General features: G+C 50.8%; 2 tRNA genes and 1 rRNA gene. All 3 read right to left on the bottom strand.

Annotated features, from left to right (window positions below):
* Window positions 1-111 precede the first annotated feature (111 nt).
* Window positions 112-187: transfer RNA gene (locus WH37_RS06775), tRNA-Ala, on the bottom strand.
* A gap of 32 nt (window positions 188-219) precedes the next feature.
* Window positions 220-296 (bottom strand) — tRNA-Ile (locus WH37_RS06770).
* 40 nt (window positions 297-336) lie between these two features.
* A 5S ribosomal RNA gene (gene rrf / locus WH37_RS06765) occupies window positions 337-453 on the bottom strand.
* Window positions 454-591 lie beyond the last annotated feature (138 nt).

Raw genomic sequence — 591 nt, 5'->3', positions numbered from 1 at the left:
CTAAAGGATGTTTCATTCTTTGCTTTCGCTATCCAGTTTTCAAGGTGCAAGTGTTTGTTACATCCATTCCAAAGACAAGCTTTAGAAAAGACACAACCTTATACTTTTTTTTGGTGGAGCCAAGCGGGATCGAACCGCTGACCTCCTGCTTGCAAGGCAGGCGCTCTCCCAGCTGAGCTATGGCCCCATAAATGAGTACCGACTTCTCAGAGTCGATAATGGTGGGCCTTAGTGGACTCGAACCACCGACCTCACCCTTATCAGGGGTGCGCTCTAACCAGCTGAGCTAAAGGCCCACATTAAGTTGTATGACTTCTAGGTGTGAACTAAACACCTGCTTGGCGACGTCCTACTCTCCCAGGACCCTGCGGTCCAAGTACCATCGGCGCTGGAGGGCTTAACGGTCGTGTTCGGGATGGGAACGTGTGGTTCCCCTCCGCCATCGCCACCAAACAGGCCTTGCTTTTGCGAAAGAGAATTACTCTTTCAAAACTGACAACGAGCGAGCGATACCCTGCCTGAGTATCCGATTATCTACGTAATCGGGTATTTCCTTAGAAAGGAGGTGATCCAGCCGCACCTTCCGATACG

The organism is Paenibacillus algorifonticola, assembly GCF_000971975.1.
In the GTDB taxonomy this organism is placed as follows: Bacteria; Bacillota; Bacilli; order Paenibacillales; family Paenibacillaceae; genus Pristimantibacillus; species Pristimantibacillus algorifonticola.
The sequence above is the reverse complement of the archived record's forward strand: the minus strand, read 5'-3'. Positions and strand labels throughout refer to the sequence as shown.